We start from the raw sequence: 17607 nt of genomic DNA, 5'->3' as shown, positions 1-17607 counted from the left end.
TTTCAACTTGCCGTGATTGCCTTTGGTGCTCTAGCTAATGTGCAGGCGTCGGCAGCGGCATCGAGCGATAATAATGGTCTGTCTTTAGACACTGAAGCAGTCACCGGATTGTGGCCGGATGAAGAGTTGCCAGATGAAACCGTTAGACGGGCTGAAATCATTACCGTAGGTCCTGATACTCCCTTCGATTCTTATCATATTGGTGATCAAAGTATTCTTAATATTGTCGGTGGGCGAGCAGACCAGGTGGTCGTGAGAGACTCTACGGTCAATATTCAGTCCGGCGTGGTTGAGAGCGGTATCAGCCTTTCCGATGCGCTGGGTAATCTCTCCAACGCTACCGTGAAAAACGCGACAGGTAGCGGCATCGTTCTTCATGGAGTGATGGGCTCTATCAACCCTGGCTCCACGGTATCGGCTCATTCAAGCGATGTATCGGGATCGGGCTACGGTATTTCAGTCGGGTTGTGGGGGGCACTGAGTATTTTCAATACCGATGTGCGCGGGTTTGCGTCGCAAAGCAAAAGTGGCCAGGGGATTTTTGTTTCTGGCGCCAATGTGCTGATCGCCGACAACAGTCATGTGACAGGCGACATGAATGGAATCCATCTGGTAGATGGATCCCAAGCCGGAATACTGGTCGGAAACAAGTCCGTTGCTGTGATTGACCGATCGATAGTCCAGGGTTTGGCCGGGGCCGCCATCAAAGTAAACCAGCGCGCTGCGCTCGACATCGAGGCCGACATTGCTGTGCAAAACCATTCCGAGCTATGGGCCGGAAATGGCAACCTGCTGGAGGTGGAAGATCACAGCACTGTCAACTTCAACGTCGACAACAGCACCCTCTACGGCGACCTTGTCGCCGATGACACCAGCACCCTGAACATCACGCTGCAAAACGACGCGCAATTGAACGGCGACATCGTCAATGGCAACCGTCTGGCGATTACCTCGGGCAGTCACTGGCAGATGCAGGGCGACAATGCCGTCAGGTCGCTTTCCCTGCACGGGGGGAGGGTTTCGTTTGCTGGTGAAGGGTTCCATACACTTTCGCTGAATGAGTTGTCAGGGGGCGGCACGTTTGGCTTGCGCGTGGATCTGGACAACGGTGTCGGAGATCTCATCGACGTCAACGGCCAGGCCAGTGGTCAGTTCGGGTTGCGGGTGCGCAACACGGGGTTGGAGGTTGTCTCTGCTGACATGGCACCGCTCAAGGTGGTGCATACCGAAGGTGGTGACGCGCAATTCAGCCTGCTGGGCGGGCGTGTCGACCTCGGCGCCTATTCGTATCTGCTGGAGCAACAGGGCAATGACTGGTTCATCGTCGGTAAAGACAAGGTAATAAGCCCCTCGACCCAGAGCGCGCTTGCGCTTTACAGCGCGGCACCTGCCATCTGGATGAGTGAGCTGTCTACCCTGCGTTCGCGCATGGGCGAGGTTCGCGCGAGCGGCAGGGCGGGCGGTTGGATGCGTGGCTATGGCAACAGGCTTAATGCCACGACCAGTGATGGTGTCGACTATCGGCAGAAGCAAAGTGGCCTGTCGCTGGGTGCCGATGCGCCTGTCGAGGTCAGCAGCGGCCAATTGGTGTTGGGTGTGCTCGGAGGGTACAGCACGTCCGGTATCGATTTGAGCCGTGGCACCACCGGAAAAGTCGACAGCTACTATGCAGGTGCCTATGCCACCTGGCTGTCGGACGATGGCTACTACGTTGACGGGGTGCTCAAACTCAACCGCTTTCGCAACAAGGCAGATGTTGCCATGAGCGATGCAAGCAAGGCCAAGGGTGACTACACCAACAACGGGGTAGGGGGCTGGGTAGAGTTCGGCCGCCACATCAAGCTGGCGGACGATTACTTCCTTGAGCCCTTCGCTCAGCTGTCCAGCGTTGTCGTTCAGGGGCAGGAGCTGCGCCTGGACAACGGCATGAAGGCGAAGAACGACCAGACTCAGTCGGTATTGGGTAAGGTTGGCACCTCGCTCGGCCGCAGTGTTGCGCTCAAGGAGGGCGGGGTGTTGCAGCCTTATGTACGTGTCGCCATTGCACAGGAGTTTTCGCGCCGTAACGAGGTGAAAGCCAACGACGTGAGGTTCGATAACAGCCTGTTCGGTTCGCGCGGCGAACTGGGCGCCGGGGTATCGGTGTCGCTGTCCGAGCGTGTGAAACTGCATGCAGATTTCGATTACATGAAAGGTCGGCATATCGAGCAACCCTGGGGGGCGAATGTGGGGCTACGCCTGGCATTCTGATTCTTAAGGCCAGTGCCTGAGCAACACCAAAGCCCCCGGTGAGTGATCACCGGGGGCTTTTCAGTTATTGATCGGTAAACCTGCGTTTGCGTTGCCTCTGTCGGGACGTGACAGGCACTGCGTAGTTGACGTTCACCCGCAACACCGGCGATGTGCCGATCAGGCGATGATCACGATAAAGCTCGTAATACAGGTCAACCAGACCGTACTGAACATAGGGCGTGAAATTGTAGGAAATACACAGCACCCGTACCACGCTGTTTTCGCCTACCCGATGGAAAAGCGTTGTCGATGACAGGTTTTTCCCCCAATAGAAATGGATTTCGTCACCCCAGCACATTTTGACTGACCCGGGGATATGAATGGTAATGCCCGCATGTGCCTGCTCGTGACTGATGGAATCAGGATCGATGTTAGGCAACACAGGTGCTTTCAGCGTACTGGAAATATCGGATGGAAGGTGGAGGGGGCTCGCCTGTCGGTAGAGACTCTCGTGAGGTGGTGCTTCTTGAACAGCATTCGCGCTTTTTGGGTTGTTTTTTTCTTTTTGGGTGCGCGCCGCTACATCCGTGGATTGTTCTTTATCCATCGTAAACTCTTTTATTGACATTAAGTTGAGTTGTTATGTATATGCCGGCAGTTGTCGGCAGCGGAAATATTACAAGGCACATAAGTGTTCAGGTCAAGTGTCTGCCCATTTCAAAGCCATGCATGGGTTGTGTATGGTTGTGCAGTTACATTTTGTAGTATGTGCCTACTAAATTATTGATCATTAGTGTCAAAGATGCTGTAAATAAAGGGTAAAGCTTGGGGTGGGTGTTTTTTCAGAAGTTTTTTTGTGTCAAATACCTGTAGGACGTTAACTACAGATAAATCTTACAAAAGGTAAAAAACTGCGTTTTGTCTGGATTCCCACTCATGCATAGGAATATTCACTCAACTTTATCATTAGGGTCTCGCGCGCATCAGCGTGCGAAACCGTCAAGGTTGTAGGCAAGAAATGTAGGCTGCTGTGCTTAAAGCTGCATTGACAGCGTCACGGAATGCGAGAGCAATGACACGTTGCCCGCACAGGCGATGACCTGATAGCTGATCGTGACATGGTCGCTGTCCTGGCTCGGCAGGAACGCCTGACTGAAAGCTATCTACAGAGCTGGCTGCTGGAACACGTGGTGCGGAAAATTGATAGTGCTGGCTGGAATCTTTCATTTTTCTCTCCAATTAAAAAGCCAGGCGCCACATGGCGCTGAGCTAAAGTTTTACTCAGGTGATAAACGATAGTTACAGGGGTAATAAATAACTACCGCATCACCTGAATTTCAACTAATCGGAGTATGCATTCGCTGTCAATGGTCAAGAGTGCTACATTGCTGTCGTCAAAGGTGTTAAAGAAATATCCTACGCAGTCTTCAGATCGCTTCTCAGATTCTGTCAGATTGATATTTAAAGCTAACCGCGCACAACACGGGCACCCCATAAAAAAGCCCCGACCAACCGAAGTTTGTCGAGGCTTTGAGAACAGTCTCAAGTCTCAGCGATTAAACCGCTCCACCAGCGAATACTGCGAGTTTGCCGTATCGGTCAGTTCACCACTCAACACTGCCGAGCGATGGGCTTCGTCCGATGTCTGGTCAGCCAGGCTGGCGATGGTGGCGATATTGCGGTTGATCTCCTCGGCGACGGCGCTTTGCTCTTCAGTGGCGGTGGCGATCTGGGTGGTCATGTCAGTGATGTTGGCGACGGCCTCGCTGATGCCCACCAGTGCCTGGTCCGCTTCCAGCACCCGGGCCACGCCTTCTTCTGCCTGACGGCGACCTGTGTCCATGGTTTGTACCGCGTCGTTGGCGGTCTGCTGCAGTTTGGCGATCAGGCCATGAATCTGCCCGGTGGACTCGGCGGTGCGTTGCGCCAGCTGGCGTACTTCATCCGCCACGACCGCAAAGCCGCGGCCCATCTCGCCAGCGCGCGCCGCTTCGATCGCCGCGTTGAGAGCCAGCAGGTTAGTCTGGTCGGCGATGCCTTTGATCACATCGACCACGCCGCCGATTTCATCGCTGTCCTTGGCCAGTCGGGTAACGGTCAGGCCGGTTTCGCCCACCGAGGTGGACAGGCGCTGAATGGCTTCGCGGGTTTCACCGGCGATATCGCGGCCGCGACGCGTCAGTTGATTGGCCTGCTGAGTGGCATCGGCGGCACGGTTTACGTGGCTGGCGACTTCCTGGGTGGTGGCGGCCATCTGATTGATGGCAGCGGCAACCTGCTCGGTTTCCACACGCTGGCGCTCCAGCCCGGTCGAACTGGCATTGGCCAGCGAGTTGGACTGACGAGCCTGACTGGTCAAATGTTCGGCGGTGTCCTGCAAACGCGTCAGACAAGTCTTCAGACGTGCTTCCTGGCTGAGGATCGACATTTCCAGGCGCGCTTGTGGACCACGGCTGTCGGTATACATCTGTGCGATGAGCGGGTCAGAGGTCGTCTGCTCAGCCAGGCGCAACAAGCGTTTGGTGCCGCGCTGCTGCCAGGACAGCCCCAGCAGGCCCAGTGGCACTGAAAGCGCCGCCGCCAGGGCAAAGCCCCAATGCGAGTTGAGCCATACGCCGATCAGGAAGCTCAGTTGACTGACCAGAATGAACGGCAGCCAGTCCTGAAGTACCGGCAGCCATTTGTCGCGGCCCGGTATCGCGCTCTTGCCCTTGTTGATCCGGGCATAAAGCGCCTCGGCACGACGGATCTGTTCGGCGGTCGGTTTGATGCGTACCGACTCGAAACCCACCACCTTGCGGTTTTCCAGCATCGGCGTCACGTAGGCGTTGACCCAGTAATGATCGCCGTTCTTGCAGCGATTCTTGACGATGCCCATCCACGGCTGCCCGGTCTTGAGCGTGGTCCACATGTGCTCGAAAACCGCAGGTGGCACGTCCGGGTGACGCACGGTGTTGTGCGCTGCACCGAGCAGTTCCGCCTCGCTGTAACCACTGATATCGACGAAGGCATCGTTGCAATATGTGATCGTACCGCGGGTGTCGGTGGTGGAGATCAGTCGCTGCTCGGCAGGAAAAGTCCGCTCATGTTGAGTGATGGGCTGGTTGTTGCGCATTGGGTTTCGATCCTTCGATCCGGAAGACTATGGTGTGTTATCGGCCGGCGTGTCGATAAATTGAGCGGTGCGTCACAAATGACCGGGCAGTCAGCATTACCGGCCAAGCATGGGGTAGGTGAAAAGCCCGAAGTGCACCAGATTCAGACCGAAGTGACTGATTATCGCCGCTTGCAGGCCACCAAAACGAAACGCGATGCCGTACCCCACACCTGCCACGCCCGCCAATACTATCCACTCCCAGCCGGCGCCCGCGTGAGCGAGCCCGAACAGGCTTGCAGCGAGGGTGATCGACAGTGCGGTCGCAAACCTAGAGCCCTTGAACAGGCGCTGCAGACCGCCTTGCAGATATGCGCGGAAAAACAGTTCTTCGGTCAGGGTCACCAGCAGCAGGTTGTTGAGCAGCCATATCAGGCCTTGATCAGGCCATTTGGGTGACCAGCCGACAACGTTGAGAACGACGGCTGCGGTCATGCAGAACGCTGACGTCACGATCAACGCCAGAACGCCGGTTTGCAGCGAATGGGTCATGTCGACCCTGGGCACGATCCACGGGCAGGCCAGTATCAGCCAGAAGCCGATCAGAGGCTTGTCCAGATAAAGCGACATGGAAAAAGCCTGGGCATCGGCCGTGAATCGGGTGGCCTCGATGACTTGCGCACTATTGAAGCCGGGTGCCAGATGAAAGGCCAATGCGAGGCCCGTCACAATAAACAGCGCATGACCAAAAAGGCGGATGTATTGATGGGAGGGCAATGCCACGCATAACCAGGCGACGAGCAACAGGCCGAAACTTGCGGCCGCAGAAGGGGCAAGGCTGCCATAGGACAGTGCCAGCGCGTAGCCAGCACTCAGCAGAAAGAGAACCAGCCAGTGCCTCGTACTCATGAGATACATCCTGCTTCAAGAAGCGCAGGATTCTATCCGACGTCCAGCGATGCCGGTTTGAGCTTATACAAATCTTCATGCACAAGCCTGACCCCTGAGCGGGGGGCAGGCTGCGTGTCAGGCATGCGTGTCAGGAAGCGATCAGCTGTCGCAACACGTAATGCAGAATGCCCCCCGCCTTGAAGTATTCCACCTCGTTAAGCGTGTCGATGCGGCACAGCACGTCGACGGTTTCCTTGCTGCCGTCTTCGCGGTTGATATGCAGAGTCAGGCTCATGCCTGGTTGCACGTCTGCGTTGGTCAGCCCGGTGATTTTCAGCGTTTCCTTGCCGGTCAGGCCCAGTGTCTTGCGGGTCTGGCCGTTCTTGAACTGCAAAGGCAGCACGCCCATACCGACCAGATTCGAGCGGTGAATCCGTTCGAAGCTTTCGGCGATGACAGCCTTGACGCCTAACAGATTAGTACCCTTGGCCGCCCAGTCGCGACTGGAGCCAGTGCCGTATTCCAGCCCCGCGATGATCACCAGCGGCGTATTTTCTGCCTGGTAGCGCATGGCTGCATCGTATATCGCCAGCTTCTCGCCGGAGGGCACATGCACCGTGTTACCGCCTTCCTCACCGCCGAGCATTTCGTTGCGAATGCGGATATTGGCGAAAGTGCCGCGCATCATCACTTCGTGGTTACCGCGGCGTGAGCCGTAGGAGTTGAAGTCCTGATATTTGACGCCTTTTTCCTGAAGGTAGCGTCCGGCGGGGCTGTCGACCTTGATATTCCCGGCAGGGGAGATGTGATCGGTGGTCACCGAGTCGCCCAGCAAGGCGAGGATGCGCGCATTTTCCACGTCTTCGATAACCGGTAATGGACCACCGATGTCTTCGAAGAACGGCGGGTGCTGAATGTACGTGGAGTCGTCCTGCCAGACATAAGTGGCGGCCTGTGGCACTTCGATGGCTTGCCATTGTTCGTCACCGGCAAACACTTCGGCGTATTCCTTGTGGAACATACCGGTGTTGACGCTGGCCACCGCGTCGGCGATTTCCTGCTGGCTTGGCCAGATATCGCGCAGGTAAACCGGTTTGCCGTCCGACCCTTCGCCCAGCGGCTCGCTGCTGATGTCGATGCGCACCGAGCCTGCCAGTGCGTAGGCGACCACCAGAGGCGGCGATGCCAGCCAGTTGGTCTTGACCAGCGGATGGACGCGACCCTCGAAGTTGCGGTTGCCCGAGAGCACCGAGGCCACTGTCAGGTCGGATTGCTGAATGGCTTTTTCGATAGGCTCCAGCAGTGGGCCGGAGTTACCGATACAGGTGGTGCAGCCGTAACCCACCAGGTCGAAGCCCAAGGCGTCGAGGTATTGGGTCAGACCTGCCGCGTTGTAATAATCGGTGACTACTTTCGAACCGGGTGCCAGCGAGCTTTTCACCCAGGGCTTGCGCTTCAGGCCTTTCTCGACAGCTTTTTTCGCCACCAGCCCGGCGGCCATCATGACGCTGGGGTTGGAGGTGTTGGTGCAGGAGGTGATCGCCGCGATGACCACGGCACCGTCCTTCAGGTGATAGGTCTGGCCGTTGTACTCATACTGGGTTTCGCCGCTGACCTGGGCCTCGTTGCCAACCGCGACACCGCCACCGCCTTCGCTCTCCAGGCGACCTTCGTCGACCTTGGCGGGCTTGACCTGCAAACCGAGAAAGTCGCTGAATGCCTTGGATACATTCGGCAGCGCGACACGGTCTTGAGGACGTTTGGGGCCTGCAAGGCTGGCTTCCACGGTACTCATGTCCAGTTCCAGACTGTCGCTGAACACCGGTTCCTGACCTGCCAGACGCCACAGGGCCTGAGCCTTGCAATACGCCTCGACCAGCTTGACGGTCTCGTCAGGACGACCGGACAGACGCAGGTAGTCCAGCGTCACCTCATCGACCGGGAAGAAACCACAGGTCGCGCCGTACTCCGGTGCCATGTTGGCAATGGTCGCCCGGTCTGCCAGTGGCAGATCAGCCAGGCCGTCGCCGTAGAACTCGACAAACTTGCCGACCACACCTTTCTTGCGCAGCATCTGGGTGACGGTCAGCACAAGATCGGTGGCGGTGATGCCTTCCTTCAATTTGCCGGTCAGCCTGAAACCGATGACTTCCGGGATCAGCATCGACACTGGCTGGCCAAGCATCGCCGCCTCGGCTTCGATCCCACCCACGCCCCAGCCCAGCACGCCCAGGCCATTGATCATCGTGGTGTGCGAGTCGGTACCGACCAGCGTGTCGGGGAACGCGTAAGTGCGGCCGTCTTCTTCCTTGGTCCACACAGTGCGGCCCAGGTATTCGAGGTTCACCTGATGGCAAATGCCGGTGCCGGGCGGCACTACACTGAAGTTATCGAAAGCGCTCTGACCCCAGCGCAGGAACGCGTAGCGCTCACCGTTGCGCTGCATCTCGATGTCGACGTTCTCGCCGAACGCTTCGGCGTTGCCAAACTTGTCGACCATCACCGAGTGGTCGATGACCAGGTCCACCGGGGACAGCGGGTTGATGCGCTGCGGGTCACCACCAGCCTTGGCCACGGCAGCGCGCATGGCGGCCAGATCGACCACTGCCGGCACACCGGTGAAGTCCTGCATCAGCACGCGGGCAGGGCGGTATTGAATTTCCCGGTCCGAACGGCGCTCGGTCAGCCAGTCGGCAATAGCCTTGAGGTCGTTGCCAGTGACGGTCTTGTTGTCTTCCCAGCGCAGCAGGTTTTCCAGCAGCACCTTGAGCGACATGGGCAGCTTGTCGAGGTCGCCGAGGGAGCGGGCAGCTTCCGGCAGACTGAAATAGTGGTAAGTCTTGTTGTCGATTTCGAGCGTTTTCAGGCTCTTCAGGCTATCGAGGGAAGGCATGAATATCTCCTTTCTGGATTGTTCTCCGAACATCGGTTAACGGGCTCCATGTGCATCAGGTCGGGAGCGCCGCATCAGGCTTCAACTGCTGTGGACTGTTCTGCAGCACCAGTGGTTCCTGGATTGGGCTATCATGCGCGGCTTTCAAGTCTGCGGGGTTACGCCCGAGTGCCCATTGCCCAGGAGTAACCCATGAATACACTGTTTATGCATTGCAGACCCGGTTTTGAAGGCGAAGTCTGTTCGGAGATATCCGATCACGCTGCGCGCCTGGACGTTGCCGGGTATGCCAAGGCACGCCCCGATACCGCCTGTGCCGAATTCATCTGCACTGAGGCGGATGGCGCCGAACGATTGATGAATGGCCAGCGCTTCGACGCGCTGATCTTTCCCCGGCAATGGGCGCGGGGGATGTTTCTCGAGTTGCCGGAAACCGATCGCATCAGCGTGATTCTTGCGCAGCTTTCGGCGTTCCCGGCCTGCGGCAGCCTGTGGCTTGAGGTCGTGGATACCAACGATGGCAAGGAGCTGTCGAATTTCTGCAAGAAGTTCGAGGCACCGCTGCGCAAAGCTCTGATGCAGGCAGGCAAGCTGGTTGACGATCCGCGCAAGCCGCGTCTGTTGCTGACGTTCAAGAGTGGCCGTGAAGTGTTTCTTGGTCTGGCCGATGCGGACAACTCTGCCATGTGGCCGATGGGCATCCCACGCCTCAAATTTCCCCGCGAGGCACCCAGCCGTTCTACCTTGAAGCTGGAAGAGGCATGGCACCATTTCATCCCCAGAGACCAGTGGGACGAACGTCTTTCCGGCGACATGACCGGCGTGGACCTTGGCGCCGCACCGGGTGGCTGGACGTATCAACTGGTGCGCCGCGGCATGCTGGTGACGGCCATCGATAACGGGCCGATGGCGGAAAGCCTGATGGACACCGGGCTGGTCCAGCACTTGATGGCTGACGGTTTTACCTACAAACCCCGGCACCCGGTGGACTGGATGGTCTGCGACATCGTCGAGAAGCCTGCGCGCAATGCCGCGCTGCTGGAAACCTGGCTGGGCGAAGGCCTGTGCCGCGAGGCAGTGGTCAACCTCAAGCTGCCGATGAAACAGCGTTACGCCGAAGTACGCCGCTTGCTCGACCTTATCGAAGAAGGCTTTCAGACGCGAGGGGTACGGGTGTCCATCGGCTGCAAACAGCTCTACCACGACCGCGAAGAAGTCACCTGCCACCTGCGCAGGCTTGATGTGGCCAAAGCGGCGAGAAAGTGATTTCTCACACTCGCGCCGCATGCTTCAGTGACTATAGGATTTCAGTGACTATCGGATTATCGTGCCAATGCTCCGCGTTGGTACGCAGTTCGTGACGCTCTGCGTCACAAATCATCGATACGAAACAATGTCATGCCTTACACGCAGTCGCTGCCAACGCATTGCTTTTCAACCGCGATGGCACTGACGACGCAGAGTGCGACGTTAGTGACGGCTGAGTCCTGGCGCTGATCCGGGGGTAGCCTGGCAGGACGCCAGGCTAGCCGCACCGGGGCCATGGATGGCCCGTTGCGGCGACCCCCGGATCAGTGTCAGGGCGAAGGAACCCGACGCAGTCGGGCCGGAAACAGGAGCGAGGCGGTTTGCCTACTTTGGCCCCATCAAAGTAGGTCGCCGAGGGGCGAAAAGGTGACTCAAGTCGAGCCTGAATCTCACTGAATCGCAGAACTGTGTGACGCAGAGCGTCACGAAAGGCATTACCACGCGGAGCGTGGGAACGAGAATCTGGGCAGACCGCCAATCCACCTGACGCCACAGAACCGCTGTGTGACGCAGAGCGTTACGAAAGGCATTACCACGCGGAGCGTGGGAACGAGAATCTGGGCCGAACGCCAATCCACCTGACGCCACAGAACCGCTGTGTGACGCAGAGCGTCACGAAAGGCATTACCACGCGGGGCGTGGGAACGAGAATCTGGGCAGAACGCCAATCCACCTGACGCCACAGAACCGCTGTGTGACGCAGAGCGTCACGAAAGGCATTACCACGCGGAGCGTGGGAACGAGAATCTGGGCAGAACGCCAATCCACCTGACGCCACAGAACCGCCGTGTGACGCAGAGCGTCACGAACTGCATGCCTACGTGGAGCGTTGGAACGATCCTCATCGTAGTCTGAGCCCCATTTTCCGGGCTTTCAGCACCAGCGCCACTCAACCAAACCCCACAATAGCCTTGGTCTCCAGATACTCCTCAAAGCCATGCACGCCATACTCGCGACCATTGCCCGAGCGCTTGTAGCCGCCGAACGGGGCCATCGGGTTCCAGGCGGGGTAGTTCAGATGCACTTGTCCGGCACGAATGCGCGAAGCCACCGAGCGCGCCTGCTCAAGGTCCTGCCCCTGTACATGCGCGCCCAGACCGTAAACGGTGTCGTTGGCAATCGCCACGGCCTCATCAATCGTGTCGTAGGCAATCAGGCACAGCACCGGACCAAATATTTCTTCCCGGGCGATACGCATGGACGAGTCCACTTCGGAAAATACCGTTGGCCGCGTGTAGAAGCCTTGCTCATGGCCTTGCACACGACCTGGCCCGCCGCAGACCAGCTTAGCGCCTTCACTCAGCCCGGCATCGATCATCGCCTGTACGCGGTGAAACTGTGCCTCGTTGGCGATCGGGCCCAGCACTGTTTCCTCCCGCTGCGGATCTCCCACAATGATTGCCCTGGCCGTTTCGGCAGCCAGCGCTTCGACTTCTGCCAGCCGGCTTCTGGGCACGATCATGCGGGTAGGCGCGCTGCACGACTGGCCCACGTTGCGGAACGCGGCCATTACGCCGGGCGGCACGGCTTTGGCGAAGTCGGCGTCGGGCAGCAGAATGTTCGGTGATTTACCGCCCAGTTCCTGAGTCACCCGTTTCACGGTCGGTGCGGCAGCTTGTGCAACCAGCGCGCCTGCACGGTTGGAACCGGTGATCGAGATCATGTCGATGTCAGGGTGCGCCGCCATCGCGCCGCCCACTTCAGGGCCGCTGCCATTGACCAGGTTGAATACCCCAGGCGGCAGACCCGCATCGTGAACCAGTTGCGCGAACAGCAAGGCGCTTAGCGGCGACAGTTCGCTGGGTTTGAGCACCACTGTGCAGCCAGCGGCAATCGCCGGGGCGACTTTTGCCGTAATTTGATACAGCGGCCAGTTCCACGGCGTGATCAGCCCGCACACACCGATGGGTTCGCGTTCAATCGCGGTGCCGCCTTCGACGCTCTGGAAGCGATAGGTCGCCAGCAGGTCGCGTGCAACACGAACGTGCTCCGCGGCAAGTGGCACCTGCATCGCCCGCGCAGAACTGATAGCTGCGCCCATCTCCAGCGAGATGGCCTGCGCCAGTTGTTCCTTGCGCTCGAGGATAAGCTCGTGGATGCGCCCGATTATCTCGGCCCGGGCGTGCGCCGAGGTGCCGGACCAGCCCGCAAAGGCTGCCCGCGCCGCTGCAACCGCGCGGTCGACGTCGGCGGCCGAGCCACTGGCAACGTGCGCCACCACTTCTTCGGTTGCCGGGTTGATCACCGCAATACTGGCCGGGTTGAGCGGCGCCGACCAGCGACCATCGATATAGAATTTCTGCGCGGTGTCTGGATCAACGCGATGGCTGTTCAAGGACTGTGAGGTCATCCAGCGAGCTCCCTGGAGCGATAATGGGCGAGGTCAGGCCGTTTGATATCAGGCCGTTATATGCCTATAAGCTAACAAAGCGATCTGGATAAAAAGCGCCGATCTGCCGGGCTGCAAAGAATAATCTGCTGTATGCAACCCGTTAACATTGCGGACCTGTTCCGGGGCTTTATCCGCGCCGATTTCAGCCTATGGCCTGGGTCACCAGCGCAAACTGCTGCACGTCCTTGTTCGATCGCGGTGGCGTTCCGAGCACCATGCGCGGAGCCCTGTCGACACACGGCAGGCCAAGGCTTTCGAGCCACGGTGCCAGGCCGCAATCAGCCAGAATGTCGAAGCGCACGAACATGTCTGGTATCCGTTGCAGCAGGTGGGCAATCAATTGCCGGGCCTGCTCTGCATCACCGGCCACCAGCGGGCCGATGATATGCCCGCGGCCGAAGCGGCGCAGCAGGGCGATGCCTGTCAGGCGCCCTTCATGGTCGATGCCCACCGCCTGTTCTACATCGCGCGACAACAGGTCATTCAGCACGACAGTGCGATCCAGACCGCTGCCTGCATTGGCCAGCCTGATCAGTTCGGCATGGTCGGCCGGACCCAGCGTGCGAATCGGCAGACCAACGCTCGGTGTCGCCAGCCCTGACAGGTCAGCAATGCCCTGATGCTGCTGGATCCGCGCAAAATCGACAAAGCCAAGGCTCCGGTACAGCGGCGCGCCCAGTTCCGTGGCATTGAGGATCGGTGTACGCGGTGCGGTTGCGTCAAGGCACAGATGCATCAGGCGGCGGCCGATGCCTTTGCCCTGATGTTCATCGCTGACAATCACCAAACCGATGGATGACCAGTCGCCCTGGTGGCAGGTGAATGCCACGCCCACCAGTTGGCCGTCACGTTCGGCGACAAAACCCTCAGAGGTGCGTTGCACCATCGCCCAATCCTCTTCGCGGTGCGGCCATTTGAGGTGTACCGAGAGGGCATGGGCCGCCGGAATGTCCGCCTCAGTCACCGGGCGATATCGATAGAGGGTATCTGGGGTCGCGGGCATGGAGCCTCCGTTGCAAGGGCGAGGTGGGTTGGTTCGGCTCATATGAGCTTGCCTGTGCTCATCAGGCTGGACGTGAACGGCATCTCGATGGCCGTCGGGTCAGTGAAGCGGCGAATATCGAACGGGCTGATCAAGGTGCGCGTGCTGCCGGTGCTGATCAGCTCGGCCATGACATCGCCGACGCCGGGGCCGAGCTGAAAGCCGTGGCCGCAGAAGCCAAACGCATAGAACAGGCCGTCCACCTTGCCGCTGCGGCCCATGATCGGCAGCGAATCCGGCGTATAGCTCTCGATGCCGCTCCAGACACGGATGATGTTCAGCTTCTCTGCGCCCGGTAACAGGCGTTTCATCTGCTTCATCTGGTTGATCAGGCTTTCTGGCTTGAAGTAGGCACGGCGGTTGACCATGTCCGGTTTGTTGCGATTACCGCCGCCGATGATGATGTTGCCGCGCGGTATCTGGCGGAAATAGATCACTTCTTCCTTGATTTTGGTGAACACTCCGATCACCGTCGGCAGGGCGTAGGGCACCGGTTCGGTCACCGACATCTGCGGGCCGTTCGGCTCGAGAGGGACGGGCTCGCCGAATTGTTCCGCCAGCCTGGCTGCCCAGGCCCCGGCAGTGATGAGCAATTGTTCGGCGACGAATAACTGACCATCGGCAGTGGTGACATGAAACTCACCGCCGACTTTCTGTACGTCAGTCACTTCAGTGCGCTCTTCGATCCGTGCCCCGGCCCGAATCGCCGCACGGGCGAAGGCGGGTGCGGCCAGGCGCGGGTTGGCATGCCCGTCGTGGGGCGCATAAGAGCCGCCTTTGACTTCCGGGCCGAGGAACGGAAAGCGCTCGTGCAGGGCCCTGCCGGAGAAAATCTGCAAATCCAGCTCGCAGGCTTCGGGTGCGGCGGCATAGGCCTCCAGTTCAGCGATCTCGTCTTCGCGGTAGCAGACGCGCATGTGCCCGCTGGGGATGAACTCCAGGTCTTCGCCGATCAGCTCGGGCAGGCGTTTCCACAGCGCCCAGGAGCGATTGGCGAGTTCCAGTTGGCCGAGAAAGCGTCCCTGGCGGCGCACATTGCCGAAATTCACGCCGCTGGCGTATTGGCCGATCTGGTCGCGCTCCAGCAGAGCCACCGAGCGGCCGTGCTGGCGCAGGAAAAACGCTGATGACGAGCCCATGAAGCCGCCGCCGATAATCAGAACGTCGCTTTTTTGTGGGGTCATGAGGTGCTCCCGGTCATGTTCATCGCCCGCTGCGCGCCTGGGCTTCGATTTCGATCAGATAACCGTGATGCAATTGTGGGACCGGCACCACGGCGCGTGCAGGGCGATGCTCGCCCAGATAGCCTGCGTAAATGCGGTCGAAGGCCGGCCAGTGCTGGATACCTGCGATGTAAATGGTCACTTTCAGCAGGTCATCGGTCGTGCATCCTGCTGCCTCAAGAATGGCAGCCAGGTTATCCAGCGCAATAACGGCCTGAGCCTCGAACGGTTCTTCGACGCTGTGGCTGCCGTCGGCGCGCACCGGCAGTTGCCCGGAAACATGCAGCGTGCCTTGATGCAACACTGCCTGGGAATAATGCCCGCCTGGCGCAGCGGCCAGGGGCGTGCGAATCAGTTCGATATCACCAGCCATGCAAGCGACTCCAGGTGTGAATTGCGCCTTCGGCATCGCAGGCGTGGTAGTCCGGGAACTGCGCACCGGTGGCGCAGGCGTGGTTGGGCAGAATGCGCAGCCGGCTGCCGATGGGGAAGCGCGCAGTGATGTCTGCCTGGCTGCCGGTGGCAAGCGTGATGATGCCATGCTCCTGATTGGCACCGGTCACCCGTGCGCCGTCGATCCACTCGCCGGTTTCGCTGCACACCTGGCCGTAGCCGAAATCCTCACGCTGGCGCTGGGTACCGCGATCCCGGCTCATGGCCATCCAGCCCGCGTCAACGATGATCCAGCCCTTGTCCTGCTGATGGCCGATGACCGTGGTCAGCACACTCAGGGCCAACTCGTCCGCGCGGCACACGCCGATGTTGTGCATTACAAGATCGAAGAATATATAGACCCCGGCACGTACTTCGGTCACGCCTTGCAGGCTCTGCGCCGACAGCGCGGTAGGCGTCGAGCCGATGCTGACTTCCGCGCAGGGCAGCCCCTCTTGCCGAATGCGCTCGGCGGCGCTGACGCAAAGCCTGCGCTCCTGCTCGGCGAGGGCTTGCAGCGCTTCGGGGGTGTCGAGGTCGTAGCTGGACCCGGCATGGGTCATGACCCCTCGCAGGTGCATGCCGCCCTCGACCAGCGTTCTCGCGACGTCGACGAGCGCAGGGTCATCGACGGTCAGCCCGGAACGATGACCGTCGCAATCGATTTCGATCCACACATCAAAACGCTCATCATGTTTCTGGCCGAAGGCGACAATCGCCTGGGCAGCCACCACGCTGTCGGTCAGGATGCTCAGGCGGCAACCGTTGCGCCGCAGTTTGAGTGCCTGATCCAGTTTGCCGGGTGCGATGGCGACGGCGTAGAACACGTCGTCGATGCCCTCGGCAAAGCAGTGTTCGGCCTCCTTCAGGGTCGAAACCGTTACACCGCTGGCACCTGCAGCTATCTGCGCCTGAATCACCGGCAGGCATTTGCTGGTCTTGACGTGCGGCCGCAAGCGCACACCCAGCTCATTCATGCGGTTTTGCATGCGCTGGATATTGCGCTGCATGCGCGGCACATCAAGCAACGCGACAGGTGTATCGAGAGAAGACAAGAGGGCAGACATGGCAGAGCTCGCGTGACTGGGTACGGCCGCCACTCTACTCATGGGTGATGAAGCTGTGGTTCAATGCTTTGTCATCAATCCTTAAGCTGAGCTGAATGATCGCTATTGAAGACCTGCGTCTGGCCGTGACCCTGTCGCGCTGCGAATCCCTCAGTGCTGCTGCCAGAGTCCTGAATGTCTCGCCGCCTGCGTTGTCGATGCGCTTGCGCAAGCTGGAGACGCAACTGGGCATTACCCTGGCCAATCGTGACGCCAGGCGCTTGAGCCTGACGGCCGATGGCGAACGTTTCGCCCGGGAAAGCGCACATTTGCTGGAACAGTTGGAGGCACTCCCGGAATCCTTCAAGCAGCGTGACGAACGACTGGTCGGCACCCTGCGCCTGGCCGCGCCTTTTGGTTATGGACGCCAGCGCATTGCGCCGTTGCTGGCGCGCTTCGCCAAACTGCATCCGCAATTGCGTCTGCACCTGGACCTGCGCGAAACGCCGTGGCCCGACCGACATGACAGCGACGCAGTGATTCATATCGGCAGCCTCAATGACAGCCTGTGGATCGCCAGACCATTGGCGCACAACCATCGCTGGCTGTGCGCCAGCCCGGCTTATCTGGAGCAGCACGGCGCGCCCTCGACGCCTGACGAGCTGGCGCGTCATCGCTGCATCTGCATTCGCGAAAACGATGAAGACGTTACCCTTTGGCACCTGAGCAAGGGCCAGGCGAAAAAGACCCTGCGCATCGAGCCTGCGCTGCTCAGCAACGACGGCTCGGTTGCCCGGCGCTGGGCCGAGCAGGGGCTGGGCATCGTCTTGCGCTCGCAGTGGGACGTCAGCGATGCCATCGCCAGTGGCAGGCTGGTGAGGGTGCTGGCCGATTGGCAACTGGCCAGCGCGCCGATCAACCTGCTGGTACCCGTGCGCAAGCACCGCAGCGCGAGGGTGCAGGCACTGACGGAGTTTCTGGAGACGGCCTTGAAGGCTTGATCATGGACAGCACCCGCGCGCTGTTGGTCGCTGGGTTGCACACCTCAATTGAC

The 17607-nt window shown here is 59.5% G+C and carries 12 protein-coding genes; 3 read left to right on the top strand and 9 right to left on the bottom strand.

The features are described from left to right. Nucleotides 1-384: 384 nt before the first annotated feature. A complete protein-coding gene (locus KP808_RS16545) occupies nucleotides 385-2250 on the top strand; it encodes an autotransporter outer membrane beta-barrel domain-containing protein (RefSeq protein ID WP_230018906.1) in 1866 nt (621 codons plus the stop codon). A gap of 64 nt (nucleotides 2251-2314) precedes the next feature. Here KP808_RS16545 and KP808_RS16540 read toward each other — a convergent pair whose 3' ends face one another. From KP808_RS16540 to acnA, 4 genes are all read right to left on the bottom strand, one after another. Next, nucleotides 2315-2839, bottom strand: a complete 525-nt coding sequence (locus tag KP808_RS16540; RefSeq protein ID WP_193601266.1) for a hypothetical protein — start codon at nucleotides 2837-2839, stop codon at nucleotides 2315-2317. Nucleotides 2840-3781: 942 nt separating this feature from the next. Next, entirely contained in the window at nucleotides 3782-5347 is a 1566-nt protein-coding gene (locus KP808_RS16535; RefSeq protein WP_058402127.1) for a methyl-accepting chemotaxis protein, read from the bottom strand. Between the two features lie 96 nt (nucleotides 5348-5443). Next, nucleotides 5444-6235 carry a CPBP family intramembrane glutamic endopeptidase gene (locus tag KP808_RS16530; RefSeq protein WP_230016509.1) on the bottom strand — a complete coding sequence of 264 codons (792 nt, stop codon included), beginning with the start codon at nucleotides 6233-6235 and terminating at the stop codon, nucleotides 5444-5446. A 130-nt stretch (nucleotides 6236-6365) separates the two neighbouring features. Next, nucleotides 6366-9110: an aconitate hydratase AcnA gene (acnA, locus tag KP808_RS16525; RefSeq protein ID WP_230016508.1), complete on the bottom strand. Its 2745-nt coding sequence runs from the start codon at nucleotides 9108-9110 to the stop codon at nucleotides 6366-6368. A gap of 192 nt (nucleotides 9111-9302) precedes the next feature. Here acnA and rlmM point away from each other — a divergent pair, with 192 nt between their 5' ends. Then, nucleotides 9303-10376, top strand: coding sequence for a 23S rRNA (cytidine(2498)-2'-O)-methyltransferase RlmM (rlmM, locus tag KP808_RS16520; RefSeq protein ID WP_230016507.1), 1074 nt, complete (start codon nucleotides 9303-9305; stop codon nucleotides 10374-10376). A 931-nt stretch (nucleotides 10377-11307) separates the two neighbouring features. Here the strand turns inward: rlmM and KP808_RS16515 are convergent. The 5 genes from KP808_RS16515 to KP808_RS16495 all read right to left on the bottom strand — a co-directional run bounded on the left by KP808_RS16515 (nucleotide 11308) and on the right by KP808_RS16495 (nucleotide 16574). Further along, nucleotides 11308-12768, bottom strand: a complete 1461-nt coding sequence (locus tag KP808_RS16515; protein WP_230016506.1) for an aldehyde dehydrogenase family protein — start codon at nucleotides 12766-12768, stop codon at nucleotides 11308-11310. Nucleotides 12769-12952: 184 nt separating this feature from the next. Further along, on the bottom strand, nucleotides 12953-13813 hold the full coding sequence (locus KP808_RS16510) for a GNAT family N-acetyltransferase (protein ID WP_122280554.1): 861 nt from the start codon (nucleotides 13811-13813) through the stop codon (nucleotides 12953-12955). Between the two features lie 38 nt (nucleotides 13814-13851). Beyond that, complete coding sequence (locus KP808_RS16505; RefSeq protein ID WP_230016505.1) at nucleotides 13852-15036, bottom strand: NAD(P)/FAD-dependent oxidoreductase; 1185 nt, start codon at nucleotides 15034-15036, stop codon at nucleotides 13852-13854. 19 nt (nucleotides 15037-15055) lie between these two features. Then, a complete protein-coding gene (locus tag KP808_RS16500; protein ID WP_058409115.1) occupies nucleotides 15056-15448 on the bottom strand; it encodes a RidA family protein in 393 nt (130 codons plus the stop codon). Next, a complete protein-coding gene (locus KP808_RS16495; RefSeq protein WP_230016504.1) occupies nucleotides 15438-16574 on the bottom strand; it encodes a DSD1 family PLP-dependent enzyme in 1137 nt (378 codons plus the stop codon). Before KP808_RS16495 ends, KP808_RS16500 begins: the two co-directional genes overlap by 11 nt. 95 nt (nucleotides 16575-16669) lie before the next feature. Here KP808_RS16495 and KP808_RS16490 point away from each other — a divergent pair, with 95 nt between their 5' ends. Then, nucleotides 16670-17554 (top strand): LysR family transcriptional regulator, encoded by an 885-nt coding sequence (locus KP808_RS16490; protein ID WP_058409113.1) that lies wholly within the window; start codon nucleotides 16670-16672, stop codon nucleotides 17552-17554. Nucleotides 17555-17607 lie beyond the last annotated feature (53 nt).

Source organism: Pseudomonas savastanoi (genome assembly GCF_020917325.1).
Classification (GTDB): domain Bacteria; phylum Pseudomonadota; class Gammaproteobacteria; order Pseudomonadales; family Pseudomonadaceae; genus Aquipseudomonas; species Aquipseudomonas amygdali.
This window is presented reverse-complemented; position numbering and strand designations above follow the sequence as displayed.